This window comes from Phaeobacter sp. B1627 (assembly GCF_006265095.1).
Lineage (GTDB): Bacteria > Pseudomonadota > Alphaproteobacteria > Rhodobacterales > Rhodobacteraceae > Epibacterium.
Genome location: NZ_VCNK01000018.1, coordinates 41077 through 60708 on the forward strand (window position 1 = coordinate 41077; position 19632 = coordinate 60708).

Genomic DNA, 19632 nt, shown 5'->3' on the forward strand with positions numbered 1-19632 from the left:
TGGAAGGGGATGGCTCCGATCCCCCTTGGCCTGATCGCCGAAGGCCGGTAGAACAGGCCTCCCGCCCTTGCGGCGGAGGAAAGATCAAAAACTGAGGAGCAGCCTGACGTGGACCCGACCCTTCGTATTTCCCAGACCATTGCCGCGGAAATCAACGCCAGCGCGACGCAGGTGAATGCCGCTGTGGCGTTGTTGGATGAGGGCGCGACCGTGCCATTTGTCGCGCGCTATCGCAAAGAGGCGACCGGCGGGCTCGATGATACCCAGTTGCGCACCCTCGCGGAGCGGCTGGAGTATCTGCGCGAGTTGGAAAAGCGCCGGGCGGCCATTCGGGATTCCATCCTGTCCCAGGACAAGTTGACCGATGATCTGGCGCGCTCCATCGCCAAGGCCGAGACCAAAGCCCAGCTTGAGGATATCTATCTGCCCTACAAGCCCAAGCGCCGCACCAAGGCGATGATTGCGCGGGAAAACGGGCTGGAGCCCTTGCTGGACGCGATCCTCGCCGATCGTATGGAGGATCCGGAGCAGCTGGCAGGCGGGTATCTCGGCGAAGCGGTGCCGGGCACCAAGGAAGCGTTGAACGGTGCGCGCGACATCCTGACCGAACGGTTGACAGAAAACGCGGATTTGCTGGGCCGACTGCGCGACTACCTGCAGCGCGAGGCTGTGCTGACCGCCCGCGTCATAGAAGGCAAGGAGCAGGCGGGGGCGAAATTTTCGGACTATTTCGCGCATTCCGAAGCGTGGAAAACGGTGCCCTCGCACCGGGCGCTGGCCATGCTGCGGGGCTCGAACGAGGGCATCCTGACGCTCGATATCGCACCGCCGGGGGAGGATGGGGTCGCCCGCGCGGAAGACATGGTGGCCGCGACATTGGAGGTCCGGGGGCAGGGGCCGGGCGACAAATGGCTGCGCAAGGTTGCGGGCTGGACCTGGCGGGTCAAGCTGTCCCTGTCGATGATGCTTGAGTTGATGGCGGACCTGCGCGCTAGGGCCCAGGAGGAAGCGATCAACGTTTTTGCCCGCAATCTGAAGGATTTGCTCTTTGCAGCGCCAGCCGGTGCGCGACCGACTCTCGGGCTGGACCCGGGCATTCGCACCGGCGTCAAGGCGGCGGTGGTTGATGCAACCGGGAAATTGGTCGCGACAGAAACGCTCTATCCCTTCCAGCCGAAAAACGATCTGCGAGGCGCGCAGGTGGCCATCGCCCGGCTGATCGCCGACCACGGCATCGAGCTGATCGCAATCGGCAACGGCACCGCCAGCCGTGAAACCGAGCGGATGGTCGGGGAGGTTCTGAAAGCCCTGCCGACCAAGATCAAAACTCCGACCCGCGTAGTGGTGTCCGAGGCCGGGGCCTCGGTCTATTCAGCCTCTGAACTGGCGGCGCGGGAATTTCCCGATCTCGACGTCTCGTTGCGCGGCGCTGTCTCAATCGCGCGGCGGCTGCAGGATCCTCTGGCGGAACTGGTCAAGATCGAACCGAAATCCATCGGGGTCGGCCAGTATCAGCACGATGTGGATCAGCACAAACTGTCCAAATCGCTCGAAGCCGTCATTGAGGACGTGGTGAATGCGGTCGGCGTTGATCTCAATATGGCGTCGGCGCCGCTGCTGAGCCACGTGTCGGGCCTCGGCCCGGGCCTGGCGGAGGCGGTGGTTGCGCATCGCGATCTCAACGGGGCCTTTGCCTCGCGACGGGAGCTGCTGAAGGTGGCGCGATTGGGACCGAAAGCGTTTGAGCAATGCGCCGGCTTCCTGCGGATCCAGGGCGGAAAAGAGCCGCTGGATGCCTCCGCCGTGCACCCGGAATCCTATGAGGTGGCGCGGAAAATTGTTGCGGCCTGTGGGCGCGACATCCGTCAGATCATGGGCGACGATCGCGCCCTGACCCAGCTTCGGGCCGAAGATTTCGTGTCTGCAGAGGTCGGCCTGCCCACGGTTCGCGATATATTCGCGGAACTGGAAAAGCCCGGGCGCGATCCCCGTCCGAGCTTTGTCACCGCCTCGTTTACCGACGGGGTGGAGGACATCTCGGATCTGAAACCGGGCATGGTGCTGGAAGGGACAGTGACGAACGTGGCCGCATTCGGGGCCTTCGTGGATGTCGGTGTGCATCAGGACGGGTTGGTTCACGTCAGCCAGCTGGCCGATCGCTTCGTCAAAGATCCGCATGAGGTGGTGAAGACCGGTCAGGTGGTCAAGGTCACCGTTGTCGAGGTCGATGCCGCCCGCAAACGCATCGGGCTGACAATGAAGAAAGACGGCGGTGCCTCGGCCAGAGAGGACCGCAGCGCAGGCGGACCCTCGCGGGATGCCCCCCGCAGCACGGGCAACCGGGGCGGCAAGGGAGGCGGGGCGTCGCGGGGCCAGATGTCCGCAGCGCCGAAAGGGGGCGGCGGCGGCAAGGATACTGGCGCCTTGGGGGCTGCGTTGATGGACGCGTTCAAGAAAAAATGAGCTAGGGCCAGACTGAATGGCGCCAGACTGAACTGGGAAGGCTGAGTTCAGCTTGGCCACGCCGGGTCTGGCCTAGCCGGGTCCGGTGGCCCGGCCCTCCTCCTGTCTGGGAGAGCCGGTGGAGGCGTCAGTCAGACATCACCCGCGGGCCATCAGGGGTGAAGACCACCCTGTGGCCGGCTTCGATGTCCTCTCGGAACAGACCGGCAATGGCGCGCAAGGCCTCATTGCGGCCCCGTTCGGCAAACTTGCGCGCCGAGCTCACCTGCGCGTCATTGTCAAACCCTGCGTCAGCATGGGCCCAGATCAACGGGTTCAGTTCGCGCAGATGGTTGCGGATCAACCAGTTGGCGGCCTCTGCGATTTCGGACCGCACACGACGGGCGGCGGGATCGGCTTCGGGTTCGGGCTTCACTACAATGCTGCAGTAGGCCGACAGCAGGTTCACCCGGTCCTGATCCGGCGCCCGGGCCACGATATCGGCCACACCGTCGAGGAAAAACCCCACATCCACCGTTCTGCACGCCGCGTCGCTGCGCGCCAGAGCGTCGAAATAGACCCATGTGTAGCCGGCCGCGCCCCATTGGGGTTCAACCAGAGCCGCGACGCGGCGCGCCTCCAGTTCCAGCACCGACAGCCCCTCAGGACCCTGTTCCACGAGATGGGTGCCAAGGGCGCGCAGGTGGCGCGGGTTGCCGGGGGTCAGGCGGATCAGGTCGCTATAGTCATCGGCGATCTGGCGCGGCGCGGCGGCGCCACCACCGCTATAGAGGGCACAGCGTGCTGCCTGATGAAACGGATGCGCTTTGCAGCTGTCGGGGAGCGTTGACAGGATTTCACCAGCCCGCGTGTGATGGGCCATCGCCCGGGTTCCGGGGGCGCCCTTGCCATGCGACGCCCTGCGGGTGGTGTTGCGGCGGCAGGCCCAGGCAATGTCGAGATGGGCGAGGGCGACCACGGTCGACATCACCGGCGTGCGACCGGTTTCCAGTCGGACCCGCTCCAGCGACATGATCCCCTCCAGAGTGACCCGATCCGTCAGGGGCAGTCCTGCGCTCAGCGCATGATCCACGGCATTGATCACATCTGCGCGCGCGCCAAAGGCAATCAGATCGGCAATCGACGTGCCGCCGGGGGTCGCCGCGCCTGCGAGATCCACCTCGGCGATACGCGCCTCCAGCCGGTCCCAACGGTCTTGCCGGGCGAGGAACTGGCCCTCGGCAATTGCCCGATCTGTCGCGTCATTTTCGGCATTGGTCTCCGGCACGGGAATGCTCAGCACATCTTCGAGCTGCAGTAGGGGCGCAGGCGCGTGGTCCGGCCCGGTCCTGCGAGTCCACCCGGTCGCAGCCGACAGGGGCAGGACCGATGGCAGGACCGGGGGCATGGAAAGCCTGCCGGATGGTCCAAGTGAAGCTACGCGGCCTGAAATCAGGCGCAGCGCTTTTTTCAAGCCGTCTTTGGCCGGCAATGCGGAAATCGGCATCAGTTTTCCCCAAGTCTTGTGCAGCAGGTCTGTCACTCTGGGCAAGATTCGGGGCGCAATCATGGCAGGTCAGAGGAGTTTGCCGGTTCAATTGCGGCTGTGGTCGCAGCAAAGGCGGCGAGAGCGGGGCATTGTTCCGTCCGGCCCAGCAAATGCCCTGTGTGATGCGGAACTGATGCCGGTCAGAGAACAGTAAAATGCTGTGTTTTTACTGGAATATCGTGGGCCGCCAGCGCCGATTGCAGCGCAGGCGCTTTTGGGGTGACCTCAGGGGGGATGCGATGATGGGTCCCCAGCCGGGTGTGGATGGTCGCGCGGATCGAGAAATCCCAGCGCGTGACGAGGGCCATATGATCGATCTCGGCCAGAGCGATCTCTGCGTGGCTGCGGGCGCTGTGCCACCGACAGGCGTGATCGTCGATCTCCAGCCAGGCGGCGGGATTGCGCCACAGCTCCCACAGGGCAGGGCCGACGGGCAGCGCCAGCAGCAGCACGATCCAGCCGGCCGCGTCGAACAGGACCCAGAGGGCAAAAAGCACGCAGAGCCAGACCGCCGTCACCCGCAGGGTGCTGCCCGAGCGCGCGTCCCGGTGAAACCGGAACGCGTCTTGTGACGGGAGGTGCGCCCCCGGATCAGGCATCCAGAATCCGGCTCACCATTTCGTTGGTGTCGCGGCTGAGGCCGGGGGCGGCCTTGATCCGCTCCAGGTCGGCGCGGATTTTGTCTTGGCGCTCAGCGTCATAGCGCTTCCATGTCTGAAAGGCGGTACACATGCGGGCCGTCGTCTGCGGGTTCAGCGCATCCAGCGCGATCAGCTGATCCGCCAGCAGCCGATAGCCGGAGCCATCCGCCTGGTGAAAGCCTGCGTGATTCATCGACAAGGCGCCCATAACCGCGCGGAAGCGGTTCGGGTTCTTGATCGTGAACAGCGGATGGCGGGTCAGATCCCCGGCGACAGCGACGGCATGCGACGGCCGGGCGGTGATCACCTGCAGGGCAAACCACTTGTCCATCACCAGACGGTCTGCCTGCCATTGCTCGAAAAACGCCAGGTTCTGCTCTGCGCCTTTTTCCGCCTTCAGCAGGCAGGCCAGCGCGGTGTTCTGCACGGTCATATTGTCGGCCCCGGCGAACTGTCTGGCTGCGGCCTCACCACCGTCGAGACGGGTCAGCAGCCCCAGCAACCGCCCGTTCAAGGCCCTGAGGCCGGTGCCCGTGGCGTCGGGCTGGTAGGGGCCGTCGACCAAGGTTGCGGCAAACAGGCGCGGCAGGCTGTCCGCAAGGCTCTGGGCGAGCGTCTGGGCAAAGGTTTCGCTGGCATCGTGGATCGCATCCGGATCGGGTGTCACGCCCTGATCGCTCAGCGCCTGCGCGATCTCGGTCTCGCCGGGCGGTGACAGCACCAGGGCGCGGAACGCCGGATCAAGGCTGTCATCGCGGACCAGGACCTTCAGCGCCTCCAGGTAGCCCGCATCGGGGCTGGCTCCTTCGGTCACCATGGCAATGCGCGAGGCCTTTGCCAGCTCGCGTCCCGCGTCCCACCGGTTGAAGGGATCGCTGTCATGGGCCAGTAGAAAGGCGCGTTCCTCTGCGCTGGTGTCGCGTTCCAGAATGACCGGAGCAGAGAAATCCCGCAGGATCGAGGGAACCGGCCGGGCGCTCAGCCCCTCAAAGGCAAAGCTTTGTTCCGCCTCGGTCATTTCCAGCACCGTAGTCGGCACCACCTCATCGCCGTTCGGGTTGAGCAGGCCGACGGCAATCGGAATGACCTTCGGGTCTTTATGTGGCTGACCGGGGGTCGGCGGCGTGGATTGGCGGAAGGTCAGCGTATAGGTGCCGTCGTCATAGGCCTCGGTGACCTGCAGACGGGGCGTGCCGGCCTGGCTGTACCAATTGCTGAACTGCGCCAGATCGCGGCCGGTGGCGTCTTCAAACACCGTCAGCCAGTCCTCGATGGTGCAGGCCTGCCCGTCATGGCGGGCAAAGTAGAGATCCAGCGCCTTGTAGTAGTCCGCATCCCCAACCAGCCGTTTCAGCATGCCGATGACCTCGGCGCCTTTTTCATAGACCGTTGCGGTGTAGAAATTATTGATCTCCTGAAAGGCCTCGGGGCGAACCGGATGGGCGAGGGGGCCGCCATCCTCGGGGAATTGCCGCCCGCGCAGGTCGATCACATCCTCGATCCGCTTGACCGGTGCGGATCGCATGTCAGCGGTGAACTGCGCATCGCGAAACACCGTCAGACCCTCTTTGAGGCAGAGCTGAAACCAATCCCGGCAGGTGATCCGGTTGCCGGTCCAGTTGTGGAAATACTCATGGGCAATGATTGCCTCAATACGTTCGAAATTTGCATCTGTGGAGGTTTCAGGGCTCGCCAGGACGCAGGATGAGTTGAAAATGTTCAACCCCTTGTTTTCCATTGCGCCCATGTTGAAGTCATCGACCGCCACAATATTGAACACATCCAGGTCGTATTCGCGGCCATAGACCTGCTCATCCCAGGCCATGGATTTTTTCAGCGCCTCCATGCCGAATGCGCATTTGGTCTCGTCGCCGGGACGCACCCAGATGTTCAGTTGCACCTCCTTGCCGGAGCGCGTGGTGAACCGGTCCGGATGGGCCAGCAGATCGCCGGCGACCAAGGCAAACAGATAGGCCGGTTTGGGCCAGGGGTCGTGCCATTCGGCAAAGCCGTCGCCCGCCCGCACCGGGTTGCCATTCGACAAGAGTACCTGCTCCGTGCCTTCGATGCGCACGGTGAAGACGCTCATCACATCGGGACGGTCGGGATAGTAGGTGATCTTGCGAAATCCCTCGGCCTCGCATTGGGTGCAATACATGCCATTGGACATATAAAGCCCCTCCAGCGCAGTATTTGCGCCGGGATTGATCTCAACCTCGCTCTCCCAGATGAACGGGCGATCCGGGACATCACAGCTGAGGCCGGTCGGGGTGATCTCCGGCGTGACCTCAAGGCCGTCGATGCGGGCGGAGATCAGCGACAGTTGCTCGCCATGCAGGAAAAACCGCCGGTCCGTGGCCTGGGCCTTTGGCACGAAGCGGATCCGGGCGCGCACACGTGTCGCTGCCGGGGCCAGTCGAAACGTCAGCTCCACCGTTTCCACATCAAATCCGAAGGGCGTGTAGTCCTTCAGGTAGACTGTCTCGGGCTGCGTGGCGGGGCTTGCGTCTTTCATCGGAGCATCCTTCGAGAAATTTGGGAACCTGCGCGGGGGCGGGTGCGTATACCCTATAGACGTATGAAACCCAGGGCGGGCGGGCAAGCGCCCTTCGCGCTCACAATCCAAAAGGAGCGGCTCATGGCTGAATCTGAAACTCCGATGACCTCCCGCAAAGAGGTGCGCCAGCGCAATCGTGGCCTGTACTGGCTGGTGGCCCTGATTGCACTCGCCGTGATTGGCGTGGCGTTGCTTGGCTATACCGACGACCGGGTCGACGAAAACCGGTCGGTGCTGGATGAAGGCGCAGTTGCGCCGCTCATTGACGGCATTGAGGTCGGCGGCAGCGGTGGTGGCGGGAACTGATCTGGCAAGTCCTCAGAGACGCCCACGGAGGCCATCCGCACAGCCCAGCCCCACAGTCCAGCCCCAAAGCCCAACCCCAAAGCTCAGACCCAATAGCGCAGCCCGAGCGACTGTGCCGTCTCATGTACCGACCCGGTGAGGCTTGGCTCCGTGACATCAGGCACCGCGCCAATTCGCTTGGCATTCTTGAAGCACTTCTGTCTTGATTGGTAAAATGATTTGACCAGTCTTGTTGCCGATAGGAAACTTTTGTTGTATCCGGTGGCAAAGACCAAGCTGTTCAGGAGGTGCGCCATGCGCAAGATTGAGGGGATGCAGGTCGCATCCGAATTGGCCGACTTTATCGAGACCAAGGCTCTGCCGGGGACCGGCGTCAGCGCGGAGGCTTTCTGGACAGGGTTGTCTGGTCTGGTGAACGGCATGGGCGATGAAAACCGCGCCCTGCTGGCCAAGCGCGAGGCGATCCAGAGCAAGATCGACGCCTGGCACCTGGGCCGCCGTGGCCAGCCCCATGATGCGGCCGCCTACAAGAGCTTTCTGGAAGAGATCGGCTATCTGGTGCCCGAAGCTGGGGCATTCGAAATCGAGACTGCCGGCGTCGATCCCGAGATCGCCCATATTCCCGGACCTCAGTTGGTGGTTCCGATCACCAACGCCCGATTTGCCCTGAACGCTGCAAATGCGCGCTGGGGCAGCCTGTATGACGCGCTTTATGGCACCGATGCGATGGGCGATCTGCCAACCGGCAAGGGCTATGACGCGGAGCGCGGCGCGCGGGTGATCGCCTGGGGGCGCGCCTTCCTGAACGAGATCTTCCCGCTTGCCGAAGGCTCCTGGAGCGACGTCGATTCGCTCAGCGTCAGTGACGGCCGGCTGACCCCTGCGCTGGCCGATGGCGCCCAGTTCGCAGGCTATGTGGGCGACGCTTCTTCCCCCTCGCGGGTTCTTCTGAAAAACAACGGCTTGCACGTGGTTCTGGACGTCGACCGGACTGGTAAGATCGGGGCCGCCGACCGCGCTGGCCTGAATGACATCACGATGGAAAGCGCGCTGTCGACCATCATGGACTGCGAAGATTCCGTGGCCTGCGTCGATGCTGCGGACAAAGTCACGGCCTATGCCAACTGGTTGGGCCTGATGAAGCGTGATCTCGCCGAAGAGGTCACCAAAGGTGGCCGCAGTTTCACCCGGGTTCTGAACGACGATGTGTCCTACAACGCCCCGGATGGCGCAGCGGCGGTGCTCAAGGGGCGGTCCTTGCTGCTGATCCGCAACGTCGGTCACCTGATGACCAACCCGGCCGTTCTGGACAGTGCCGGTCGTGAGGCGGGCGAGGGCTTTCTTGACGCGATGATCACGGTGATGATTGCGATGCATGATCTGCAGGCGGATGGCGGCAACTCGCTGCAGGGATCTGTCTATGTTGTGAAGCCAAAGATGCACGGCCCGGAGGAGGTCGCCTTTGCGGTGAAGATTTTCGATCATGTCGAGGACGCGCTGGGCCTGCCGCGCAACACGGTGAAAATCGGTATCATGGATGAGGAACGCCGTACGTCGGTGAACCTCAAGGAATGCATCCGCGCCGCGAAATCCCGGGTTGCCTTCATCAATACCGGCTTCCTTGACCGCACCGGGGACGAGATCCACACTTCGATGGAAGCGGGGCCAATGCTGCGCAAGGGCGAGATGAAGGGCACTGCCTGGATTGCCTCCTACGAGGATCGCAACGTGGATATCGGTCTCGCCTGTGGCCTGAAGGGGCGCGCGCAGATCGGCAAGGGGATGTGGGCGATGCCGGACCGCATGGGCGAGATGCTGGAGGCCAAGATCGGCCACCCGAACGCGGGCGCGACCTGCGCCTGGGTGCCGTCCCCGACCGCAGCAACCCTGCATGCGACCCATTATCACAAGGTGGACGTGCTGGCGCGCCAGGATGCGCTCAAGGCTGCGGGGGCGCGGGGGACGCTGGATGATCTTCTGACCATTCCGGTGATGGTCGGGCAGAACCTGTCGGACGCGGAAATCGCCAACGAGATCGAGAACAACGCGCAGGGTATCCTCGGTTACGTGGTGCGCTGGGTCGATCAGGGGGTCGGCTGCTCCAAGGTGCCCGACATCAACGATGTCGGCCTGATGGAGGATCGCGCGACCTGCCGGATCTCCTCGCAGGCTCTGGCCAACTGGCTGCACCACGGCGTGGTGACGGAAGAGCAGGTGATGACGGCGATGCGGAAAATGGCCGCAGTGGTTGACGCACAAAACGCCGCTGATCCGATGTATCGTGCGATGGCACCGGGATTTGACGGTGTCGCCTTCCAGGCGGCCTGTGACCTTGTGTTCAAGGGGCGGGTGCAGCCCTCGGGCTATACCGAGCCGGTTCTGCATGCCCGTCGCCTCGAAGCGAAGGCGCGGGGCTGAAACCTATATGGGGCCGGGGGAAAACCCGGCCTCCTGCAATCCGAAACAGGGACTTTCCAGCATGACCATCACCCTTGATCAAGCCCGCACCATCATCAAAACCGCCCGCGCCAAAGGGCGGGACATGTCGCTGAAGCCGCTCTCGGTGGTGGTGCTGGATGTCGGCGGCCATGTGCTGGCATTCGAACGGGAAGACGGCGCCTCTCCCGGCCGTTTCGGGATCGCGCAGGGCAAGGCCTATGGTGCGGTGATGCTGGGAATGGCGGGCACCGCACAGATGGCCCGCGCAGAGCAGCAGGCGTTTTTCATGGCGGCGGTGAACGGGGTATACGGCGGTCAGGTTGTGCCGGTGCCCGGGGGCGTGCTGGTGCGGGATGCCGCAGGTCAGGTGATCGGCGCCGTTGGCGTGACAGGCGACAGTTCGGACAATGATGCAGAAGCCGCAAAGGCGGGCATCGAGGCCTGTGGCCTGAACGCGGAGATCTGAGCGCCGCCGCTTCGCCCGCAGGGCAAAACCCGCAAGCACACCCGCCGCAAAATCGCGATCTGTCAGAGTTCTGCCAGGACTCTGACAGGGCTCTGACAGGACAGGAGGGGTGCGCGCCGGGTGCACTCCGGCTGCGCTCGGGAAACACCTCAGGACGTGCTCCGTGCCAAGGGCGCAGGATCGAGGACCCGGGCCGCGCGCCGATCACTACACAGCGGCCAACCTGCTCAGGAAAACGGCAGGCGCGGAGGAATGGGCGCTGTGCGCATGTGAACAGGTGCTTGCGCCGCAGCTATGAATTGCGCGCATGTGGAGGATCCCCATAATGGGTCTCACCACCCATGCCCTGTAGATCCAGTATGACCGGAGACCTGAAACGTGCGCCCCAAAGTCGGCATTATCGGCAATTCTCACCTGATGAACGATCAATATCCAACCCATGCGGGCGGGACGATGAACTCCGAGGCGGTGTCTGTGGTATCCGGCTGCCTGCCGCTGCTGATCCCCACCGATCCACGATTTGTCACGGTCGAGGAGTTGCTTGAGAGCTTTGATGGGTTTCTGCTGACCGGGGGGCGTCCGAATGTGCACCCGGAGGAATATGGCGAGGACCCCACCGATGCGCATGGGGATTTTGACCGCGCCCGGGATGCAATCACCCTGCCGCTGGTACGGGCCTGCGTTGAGCGAGGGCAGCCCTTTCTCGGTATTTGTCGCGGCTTTCAGGAGGTAAATGTCGCTATGGGCGGCACGCTCTACCCGGAGATCCGCGATCTTCCGGGCCGCATGAACCACCGCATGCCACCGGATGGCTCGATCGAGGAGAAATTTGCCCTGCGCCACCCGGTCAGCCTCACCAAGGGCGGGGTCTTTCATCAGCTCTTTGGGGCCACCGAGGTGATGACCAACACGCTGCATGGGCAGGGGATCAAGACCCCCGGTGCACGTATCGAAATCGAGGGTCACGCGCCGGACGGCACGCCCGAAGCGATTTACGTGCGGGACGCGCCCGGCTTTACGCTGGCGGTGCAATGGCATCCGGAATACTGCGCCGCCGAAGACCCGGTGTCGCGGCCTCTGTTCGAGGGCTTCGGCGCTGCTGCGCGCAGTTGGTGCAAAGGAACGCGCCCGGCGTCGCTGCAGCTCTCCGCCTGACGACTATTCCCGCGTCCCGCGCCCTATACCGATCCCGGCTGGCGCGGGCTGAGGCGGCGGCCCCTGTCAGATCACACCTGTCCGCCTGCGATCTCGATGGTCTGGCCGTTGATGGAGTGTGATCCCGGCCCGCACAGCCAGAGCGCGGCAGCCGCGATTTCCTCTGGTTCAAGCAGTCGTTTGTGCCGGTTCGACCTCACCATGGTCTGCAGCGCGGGCTGTGCGTCAATACCCGCGCGCTCCGAGATCGAGACCGTGTTGCGCTCCACAATCGGCGTGTCGACATAGCCGGGGCAGATCGCGTTGAAGGTGAAGGCGCTGCCGAGATAGTCCTCGCTGAGGGAGCGTGTCAGCCCGATCAGGCCGTGCTTGCTGGCGGTATAGCAGGGTGCCCCTTTCAGACCGCGCACCCCCGCGACCGAGGATACGGTCAGCACCCGCCCCCAATCCGTGTCGTGCATGGATTTCATGCATTCGCGGATGGTCAGAAAGGCACCGTCGAGATTGGTCGCCATCATATTGCGCCAGAACTCCAGGCTCATCTTGTGCAGCGACTTGCCCTCGGCGATGCCTGCATTGGCGACACAGATCTGCACCGGCCCGCGCGCCTCGACCGCGGCTGCAATCGTGGCACATACATCCGCCTCGTCGCGCACATCCATCGCCGCCGGATAAAGCCCCTCTGTTGCGACCTCCTCCAGAACCGCCTGACGCCGCCCGGTGATGGTGACCTTGGCCCCTTCTGCGGCCAGAGCCCGGGCAATCGCCAGCCCGATCCCGGTGCCTCCGCCGGTGACAATGGCGTGTTTTTCTGAAATGCTCATGGTGAAATCCTCCCTCCCGGCAAAGCCTACCGAGGCGGCAATCAGGCGCAAGCACGCCGTCCCGTCATTTCACGCTCCGCAGTTTTTCCACTGGGTTTTACGTCGAAATTCTGCGCAGGTGGCGGGAACAGAGGTTGAAATGCCGCATTTGGCAGAAAATCCTGTGATCCGTGCTTTTCTTTACTCAAAACTTCTGTTGCTTTGAGGCGCGCGACGCAGGCGGCAGAGTGGCGTTCGGTCTGCCCGGAGGCATCCGGACACTCCTACGGGCTGCCGCGACGCAGCGAAACTTATTGCGCAATATTCTTGCGCGCCCTATTCAGGGTATTTGCAAAACGTGCGCGCCTTTCCATTTTGGCAGGTGCAGACAGGGGGAAGACTGGTGAAGATAGGGACACCGAAAGAGATAGCCGACGGCGAAGCCCGCGTTGCGATGACGCCGGCCTCGGCCCGGGATCTTCAGAAGCTGGGGTTCGAGTGCTGTGTCGAGAGTGGCGCAGGCGAGAAGGCCGGGTTCTCTGATGCGGCCTACGAAGAGGCAGGCGTCGAGATCCTCAAGACGGCAGCAGCACTGTGGAAAGCGGCAGACGTGATCGCCAAGGTCCGTCAACCCACGGACACCGAGCTGAAGCGGCTGACAAAATCCAAAACGCTGATCTCCTTTTTCAATCCGGGCGGTAACGAGGATGGGCTGGAACTGGCCAAATCCAAAGGCGCAACCGTCATCGCCATGGAAATGGTGCCGCGGATCAGCCGCGCCCAGAAAATGGATGCGCTATCGTCGATGGCCAATATCGCGGGCTACCGCGCGGTCATTGAGGCGGGCAACAACTTTGGCCGTTTCTTCACCGGCCAGATTACCGCTGCGGGTAAAGTGCCCCCGGCCAAGGTTCTGGTGGTCGGCGCGGGCGTTGCCGGTCTGGCAGCCATCGGCACCTCGACCTCTCTGGGTGCGGTGACCTATGCCTTCGACGTGCGGCCAGAGGTGGCCGAACAGGTCGAATCGATGGGCGCCGAATTCGTCTATCTCGATTTTGAGGAAGAACAGCAGGACGGGGCGGCAACCGGTGGTTATGCGGCCGTCTCCAGCCCGGAATTCCGCGAGGCCCAATTGGCCAAGTTCCGGGAACTGGCGCCCGAGGTGGATATCGTCATCACCACGGCGCTGATCCCCAACCGCGAGGCGCCAAAGCTGTGGCTGGCCGATATGGTCGCTGCGATGAAACCCGGCTCTGTGATCATCGATCTCGCGGCTGAACGCGGCGGCAACGTTGAAGGCACGGTGATGGACGAGAAAGTGGTGACCGACAACGGCGTCACCATCATCGGCTACACAGATTTCCCCAGCCGGATGGCGGCGCAGTCCTCCACGCTCTATGCGACCAATATCCGCCACATGATGACCGATCTGACGCCTGAGAAGGACGGTCAGATCGTGCATGACATGGAAGACGACGTGATCCGTGGCTCCACCGTCACCCATGCAGGCGAAATCACCTTCCCGCCTCCGCCCCCGAAAATCCAGGCGATTGCGGCGCAAAAGAAACCCGACGCGCCCAAAGAGCTGACCGCCGAGGAAAAGCGGGCACAGGAAGTCGCAGCCTTCAAGCAGCAGACCAAGAATCAAGTGACATTGCTGGCCGTCGGCGGTGCGCTGCTGCTCGCGGTGGGCCTTGTCGCTCCTGCCAGCTTCATGCAGCATTTCATCGTTTTTGTGCTGGCGGTTTTTGTCGGCTTCCAGGTGATCTGGGGCGTTTCGCATTCGCTGCACACGCCGTTGATGGCGGTGACCAATGCGATCTCGTCGATCATCATCCTGGGCGCGCTGATGCAGATCGGATCCGGATCCTTCCTGGTCATTCTGCTGTCGGCATTGTCCGTGTTCATGGCCGGGATCAACATCTTCGGTGGCTTCCTCGTGACACGGCGCATGCTCGCCATGTTCCAGAAATCGTAGGGCGGGAGAGAGATTATGGATTTCGGTTTCACAACGGCGGCCTATGTGGTCGCGGCTGTTCTCTTCATCCTCAGCCTTGGCGGTCTGTCGGGTCAGGAAAGCGCCAAACGCGCGGTCTGGTACGGTATTGCCGCGATGGGGCTGGCGGTGTTTGCCACGCTGATCGGACCGGGGGCAGGCCTATGGCTGCTGTCGCTGGTGCTGATCGCTGCCGGCGGGGCGATCGGCTATATGCTGGCGACAAAGGTCGAAATGACCCAGATGCCGGAGCTGGTTGCCGGCATGCATGCCCTGGTGGGTCTGGCGGCGGTTCTGGTGGGGTTCAACGCTCATATCGAACTGGGCCGCGTCCTGATGATGGACGAGGCCACACGGGCAGGGCTGACCGGTTTTGCCGAGCTGCTGGCGCATAAAACACAGGTGGAGATCAATATCCTCCGGGTCGAGGTCTTCCTCGGTGTCTTCATCGGTGCCGTGACCTTCACCGGCTCGGTTGTGGCCTATGGTAAACTCTCGGGTCGCGTGACCTCCTCGGCGACCGAGCTGCCGGGTGGCCATATGCTGAACCTTGCGGCGGCGGTGTTCTCACTGTTGTGCCTGTTCTGGTATCTCGGATCGGGGGGCGCTGTTCCATTGTTCCTCATGACGCTGGCGGCGCTGTTCATCGGCTATCACCTGATCATGGGCATCGGCGGGGCCGATATGCCGGTGGTCGTGTCGATGCTGAACAGCTATTCCGGCTGGGCTGCGGCGGCGATCGGCTTCTCGCTGGGCAATGACCTTCTGATCGTCATCGGCGCATTGGTCGGCTCGTCCGGTGCGATCCTCAGCTACATCATGTGCAAGGCCATGAACCGGTCTTTCGTGTCCGTGATCCTCGGCGGCTTTGGCGGCGCGACAGGCCCCGCCATGGCGGTCGAAGGCGAACAGATCGCCATCGACGCCGACGGAGTGGCCGCGGCGCTGGACGATGCAGACAGTGTGATCATCATCCCCGGCTACGGCATGGCGGTGGCGCAGGCGCAGGCCAATGTGGCGGAACTCACCCGTCGGCTGCGCGCCAAAGGCAAGACCGTGCGCTTCGCCATCCACCCGGTGGCCGGTCGTCTTCCGGGCCACATGAACGTGCTCCTCGCAGAGGCCAAGGTGCCCTATGACATCGTGATGGAGATGGACGAGATCAACGATGACTTCCCGGACACGGATGTGGCCATTGTGATCGGGTCCAATGACATCGTGAACCCCGCCGCGCAGGAGGATCCGAATTCGCCAATCGCGGGCATGCCGGTCCTTGAATGCTGGAAAGCGAAACAGGTCTTCGTCTCTAAACGGGGGCAGGGCACAGGCTACTCGGGGATCGAAAACCCCCTGTTTTTCAAGGATAACACGCGGATGTTCTACGGTGACGCCAAACAATCCCTGGCCACCCTCCTGAACCTGATTGACTGAATCTGATTGCTTGGGCCGACCAGAACAGGGCTCACAAGGGGGCGCTCCGTAAACGGGCGCCCTCTGCCATTTCATCTTTTCGAAAATACCTCGGGGGAGGACCCGCAGGGGCCGGGGGCAGCGCCCCTTGATGTGGCCTGCGCCGCGCAACACCCCCAAAAGTTGGTTCTACACCTCCGACCTATTGCTGCGACCTGGACTGCTCAACTCAAACCCAATGGCGCTCTGCCGCCCAAGGCAAAATCGGGTCCGCTGCCAAGGCGTCTCGCGGTATACGATGGCATCCATCTAACGCGTTGATTAAGATGTAAAACTTTACAAACGACAGGCCTTCTGACTACCCTTGGGGGACCCAGTCGGAAGGTGACCATGGCCGCGATCGAAGACCACCCATTGCGATATCAGCTCACCAATGAGCTGCACGCCCGCCCGTTTCCCACCATTCAGTTGCCCGCGACCGTGGCCTATCTGGCCGTGAAGCAACCAAAGGAAGCGGTGCATCGCGACCGAAGCGCCGATCTGCAGCATCTGATCGACCTGCTGGACCGGCATGGCGCGCCGCATCCACAGCCCGGCGCGACCCATCACACGGCGCAGCTTGGCCGCCATACGCTGAAGTGGGAACAACATACGGAGTTCGTCTCCTATACGCTGCACGGCGAAGGGATCAGCGACCGGGCCTATGATCCTCGCGATTTCGATTTCTTTCCGGCGGATTGGCTCGCAGAGGCTCCGGGGCAGCGGGTGACCTCAGCCCTGATCCGCATTCTGCCGCGTCCCGCCGCGGATCGTCTCAAGGCGGAGGTACAGGACTGGTTCGTACCCGAAAGCCTGGCGATGGCCTCGGTCCTTGATGACAACGCAGTGGTGGCAGGGGATTTCCGCATCGACCCGGCCGGGCATGTGCGATTTGCGCTTTTCGCCAATGCACAAACCGGGCCGCAGCGGGTCGGCCGCGTGGTGCAGCGGCTCTGCGAGATCGAGACCTATCGCGCCATGTCCATGTTGGGCTTTGCCCGGGCGCGTGAACTGTCACCCACCATCGGGGCCATGGATGCCTCCCTGTCGCAGATGATGGGAGAAATGACCCGCGGCAGCGCCCCATCGGACCAGACCCTCGGTCAGCTTCTGGCGATTTCGGCCGAACTGGAGGCGCTGGCGGCGCAGTCCGCCTTTCGCTTTGGCGCGACCGGCGCATATGAGGCCCTGGTGAGCCAGCGGATTTCGCTCCTGCGGGAGGACCGCTTTGAAGGCTTCCAGACAATGGCGGAATTCATGCTGCGCCGGTTTGAACCTGCGATGCGCACAGTCCAGTCCACGGAAAAAAGACTGGCCGTCCTGGCCGATCGCGCCCGCCGTGCAGGCGAGCTGCTGCGCACGCGGGTCGACGTCGAACGCTCGGCGCAGAATCAGGCGCTCTTGGAAAGCATGGACCGGCGCGCGGACCTGCAGCTTCGGTTGCAACACACGGTCGAGGGCCTGTCTGTTGTGGCAATCAGCTATTACGCGGTCTCGCTGGTGGCCTATGCACTCTATCCGCTGGGGGATGCACTGGACCTGAGCAAGAGCATGCTGACGGCGATCTTGACCCCTGTGGTGATCGCTGGCGTTTTCTTCATGGTGCGGCGGATTCGCAAGAAACTGCACTGACGCCCCCGGCGGCCGCGCGTTTTCTGTCCCGAACGCGGCCGGGGTGCGAAATATGAAACGGCCACCCCAGGAGGTGGCCGTCGTGGTCTCAGCGGTTTCACGGGCGCCTCAGGCGAGGCATCAGCGCCCCCGGATGCGCGGATCAAGCGCATCGCGCAACCCGTCCCCGAGGTAGTTCACCGACAGCACGGTCAGCGAAATCAGGATGCCGGGCCAGACCACACGTTCCGGGAACAGGGTCATCCGGTCCACGGCGTCGTTCAGCAACCGTCCCCAGGTCGGAAAGTCGGGCGGGAAGCCAAAGCCGAGGAACGACAGGGCCGATTCGGTGATGATGGCGGTGGCGATGCCCAAAGTGGCCGACACCATGATCGGCGACATCACATTCGGCAGGATGTGCCGGGTGATGATATTGCCGGGCTTGGTGCCGATAGAGCGGGCCGCCAGTACGAACTCGCGTTCCTTGATCGCCAGGACGTCGCCACGCACGATCCGCGCGGTCGGCATCCATGAGGTGATGCCAATGAGGCAGACGATCAGCACAAAGACCCCGCCTTCGGGGCCGATGGCCTTGGAGAGCGCCTCGCGGAACAGGACGGCGGCCACCAGAATCATCGGCAGCAGCGGCAGCGCCAGAAACAGGTCGGTCATCCGCATCAAAAGCCCGTCGAGCTTCCTGAAATAGCCGGCCAGGACGCCGATCAGGCTGCCGAGGAGCAGCGCCAGAATCATCGCCGCCAGACCGACCGCCAGCGACACCCGGCCGCCGAACATCAGCCGCGCCAGCGTGTCGCGTCCGAGGTTGTCGGTGCCGAGCGGATAGGCCCAGTTCATCTTTGCTGAACCATCCCAGAGGGCATGGTAGATCGGGCGCATGTCCCGCAGCTTGATGAAATCGCGGCCCGTGGGCACGAAGGTGGCGTCGTTCCAATAGACAAACGGGCCAACCACCACACCCAGCACGATGATGAAGAACAGGCAGCTGCCAAACAGCGCGCCGCGGTGGGATTTGAACTGGTCCCAGATGTCCCGCCACTGGCTGCGTGGGGGCGCGGCGAGTTCGGTTTGCGCGCTGGAATGCTGCAGCTTGGTGTCTTTTGCAGCGTCAGTCATAGCGGATCCTCGGGTCGAGAATGCCGTAGAGCACATCGGCGATCAGGTTGAACAGCACGATGAGCACGGCAAAGATAAAGGTCAGGGTCTGCACCATCGGCAGGTCATTGGCCTGAATGGCGCCGATCAGCAGCTGGCCGATGCCGTTCACCTTGAAGACCTGCTCGGTGATGATGGCACCGCCGAAGATGGAGGGAATTCCGAGCGCAATGACGGTTACCACCGGGATCATCGAGTTGCGCAACACATGCACCATGACCACGGTATATTCACCGATGCCCTTGGCGCGGGCGGTGCGCACATAATCCTGGTTGAGGTTGTCGAGCATGGAGGCCCGCATGAACCGGCTCAGCTGCGCGGTGATCTGGAGGGCCAGGACCATCACCGGCATCACCATCTGTTGCAGCTGTTTGACGAAGCTGTCCCAGTCGGTGACCTTCAGCGTGGTGTCATAGATCGACGGGAACCAGCCGAGCTGCACCGAGAAGATCACGATCACCAGCACGCCGGAAAAGAATGGCGGCACGGAGAAGCCCACCATCGACACGAATGTGCCGAGCTGGTCGAACCAGCTGTACTGACGGTAGGCGGAGTAGATGCCGATCGGCAGGGCAATCAGAATCGCCACGATATAGGCGGTGCCCACGACCGAGAGCGTCTGCGGCAGGCGCTGGACGACGATGTCCATCACCGGCGAGCGGGTCTGCCAGGAGATCACGCGCAGGTCGCCTTCGGAAAAAGAGGTGCCAAAGACGTGATCGACCAGAACCTGGGGCTCGATCCAGAAGAACTGCACCAGCCACTTCCAGAACCGGATCGGGGCGGGCTCGCCCAGGCCAAGAGCCAGGCGCATCTTTTCTTTGACTTCGGGGGGAACGGTGAGGGGGACCTGCGCCATGGGATCGCCGGGGGCGAGCTCCAGCAGCAGGAAGATCACGAGACTGATGAACAGCAGCGTTGGCACTGCGAGGATCAGCCGTCGGACGGTAAAAGTCAGCATCAGCCGGGCGCCTTTGCAAATGAGGTGTCGTGAGGTCGCTGGAGCCTGCGTTCCTCCGGAGGAGGGGCAGGGGCCGCGTCGTCC

The 19632-nt window shown here is 63.1% G+C and carries 14 protein-coding genes; 8 read left to right on the plus strand and 6 right to left on the minus strand.

The features are described from left to right. Positions 1-108: 108 nt before the first annotated feature. Positions 109-2463, plus strand: coding sequence for a Tex family protein (locus FGE21_RS10255; RefSeq protein WP_139663199.1), 2355 nt, complete (start codon positions 109-111; stop codon positions 2461-2463). A 127-nt stretch (positions 2464-2590) separates the two neighbouring features. Here FGE21_RS10255 and FGE21_RS10260 read toward each other — a convergent pair whose 3' ends face one another. The 3 genes from FGE21_RS10260 to pepN all read right to left on the minus strand — a co-directional run bounded on the left by FGE21_RS10260 (position 2591) and on the right by pepN (position 7147). Next, the gene (locus FGE21_RS10260; protein ID WP_139663200.1) at positions 2591-3949 is read right to left on the minus strand and encodes a hypothetical protein; all 1359 of its coding nucleotides are present in this window, start codon (positions 3947-3949) and stop codon (positions 2591-2593) included. Between the two features lie 182 nt (positions 3950-4131). Continuing rightward, positions 4132-4590 carry a hypothetical protein gene (locus FGE21_RS10265; protein ID WP_176695412.1) on the minus strand — a complete coding sequence of 153 codons (459 nt, stop codon included), beginning with the start codon at positions 4588-4590 and terminating at the stop codon, positions 4132-4134. Next, positions 4583-7147, minus strand: coding sequence for an aminopeptidase N (gene pepN / locus FGE21_RS10270; protein ID WP_139663201.1), 2565 nt, complete (start codon positions 7145-7147; stop codon positions 4583-4585). The genes FGE21_RS10265 and pepN overlap by 8 nt, the downstream gene beginning before the upstream one ends. A 123-nt stretch (positions 7148-7270) precedes the next feature. On the opposite strand from pepN, the gene FGE21_RS10275 reads away from it, so the two are divergent. From FGE21_RS10275 to FGE21_RS10290, 4 genes are all read left to right on the plus strand, one after another. After that, on the plus strand, positions 7271-7495 hold the full coding sequence (locus tag FGE21_RS10275) for a hypothetical protein (protein WP_139663202.1): 225 nt from the start codon (positions 7271-7273) through the stop codon (positions 7493-7495). Between the two features lie 294 nt (positions 7496-7789). Continuing rightward, positions 7790-9913 (plus strand): malate synthase G, encoded by a 2124-nt coding sequence (locus FGE21_RS10280; RefSeq protein ID WP_139663203.1) that lies wholly within the window; start codon positions 7790-7792, stop codon positions 9911-9913. A 61-nt stretch (positions 9914-9974) separates the two neighbouring features. Beyond that, positions 9975-10400, plus strand: a complete 426-nt coding sequence (locus FGE21_RS10285) for a heme-binding protein (RefSeq protein ID WP_139663204.1) — start codon at positions 9975-9977, stop codon at positions 10398-10400. A gap of 378 nt (positions 10401-10778) precedes the next feature. Next, positions 10779-11555: a gamma-glutamyl-gamma-aminobutyrate hydrolase family protein gene (locus tag FGE21_RS10290; RefSeq protein ID WP_139663205.1), complete on the plus strand. Its 777-nt coding sequence runs from the start codon at positions 10779-10781 to the stop codon at positions 11553-11555. A 71-nt stretch (positions 11556-11626) separates the two neighbouring features. Here FGE21_RS10290 and FGE21_RS10295 read toward each other — a convergent pair whose 3' ends face one another. Beyond that, positions 11627-12379 carry an SDR family NAD(P)-dependent oxidoreductase gene (locus tag FGE21_RS10295; protein WP_139663206.1) on the minus strand — a complete coding sequence of 251 codons (753 nt, stop codon included), beginning with the start codon at positions 12377-12379 and terminating at the stop codon, positions 11627-11629. A gap of 382 nt (positions 12380-12761) precedes the next feature. On the opposite strand from FGE21_RS10295, the gene FGE21_RS10300 reads away from it, so the two are divergent. The 3 genes from FGE21_RS10300 (at position 12762) to FGE21_RS10310 (ending at position 17435) form a co-directional block, all read left to right on the plus strand. After that, on the plus strand, positions 12762-14336 hold the full coding sequence (locus tag FGE21_RS10300; protein ID WP_139663207.1) for a Re/Si-specific NAD(P)(+) transhydrogenase subunit alpha: 1575 nt from the start codon (positions 12762-12764) through the stop codon (positions 14334-14336). A 15-nt stretch (positions 14337-14351) separates the two neighbouring features. Further along, a complete protein-coding gene (locus FGE21_RS10305; RefSeq protein WP_139663208.1) occupies positions 14352-15785 on the plus strand; it encodes an NAD(P)(+) transhydrogenase (Re/Si-specific) subunit beta in 1434 nt (477 codons plus the stop codon). 369 nt (positions 15786-16154) lie between these two features. Beyond that, positions 16155-17435: a DUF3422 family protein gene (locus FGE21_RS10310; RefSeq protein ID WP_139663209.1), complete on the plus strand. Its 1281-nt coding sequence runs from the start codon at positions 16155-16157 to the stop codon at positions 17433-17435. 120 nt (positions 17436-17555) lie between these two features. Here FGE21_RS10310 and FGE21_RS10315 read toward each other — a convergent pair whose 3' ends face one another. Together FGE21_RS10315 and FGE21_RS10320 are read right to left on the minus strand one after the other, a co-directional pair. Beyond that, complete coding sequence (locus FGE21_RS10315) at positions 17556-18548, minus strand: ABC transporter permease (protein WP_139663210.1); 993 nt, start codon at positions 18546-18548, stop codon at positions 17556-17558. After that, positions 18541-19548: an ABC transporter permease gene (locus FGE21_RS10320; RefSeq protein WP_139663211.1), complete on the minus strand. Its 1008-nt coding sequence runs from the start codon at positions 19546-19548 to the stop codon at positions 18541-18543. Before FGE21_RS10320 ends, FGE21_RS10315 begins: the two co-directional genes overlap by 8 nt. Between the last annotated feature and the right edge of the window lie 84 nt (positions 19549-19632).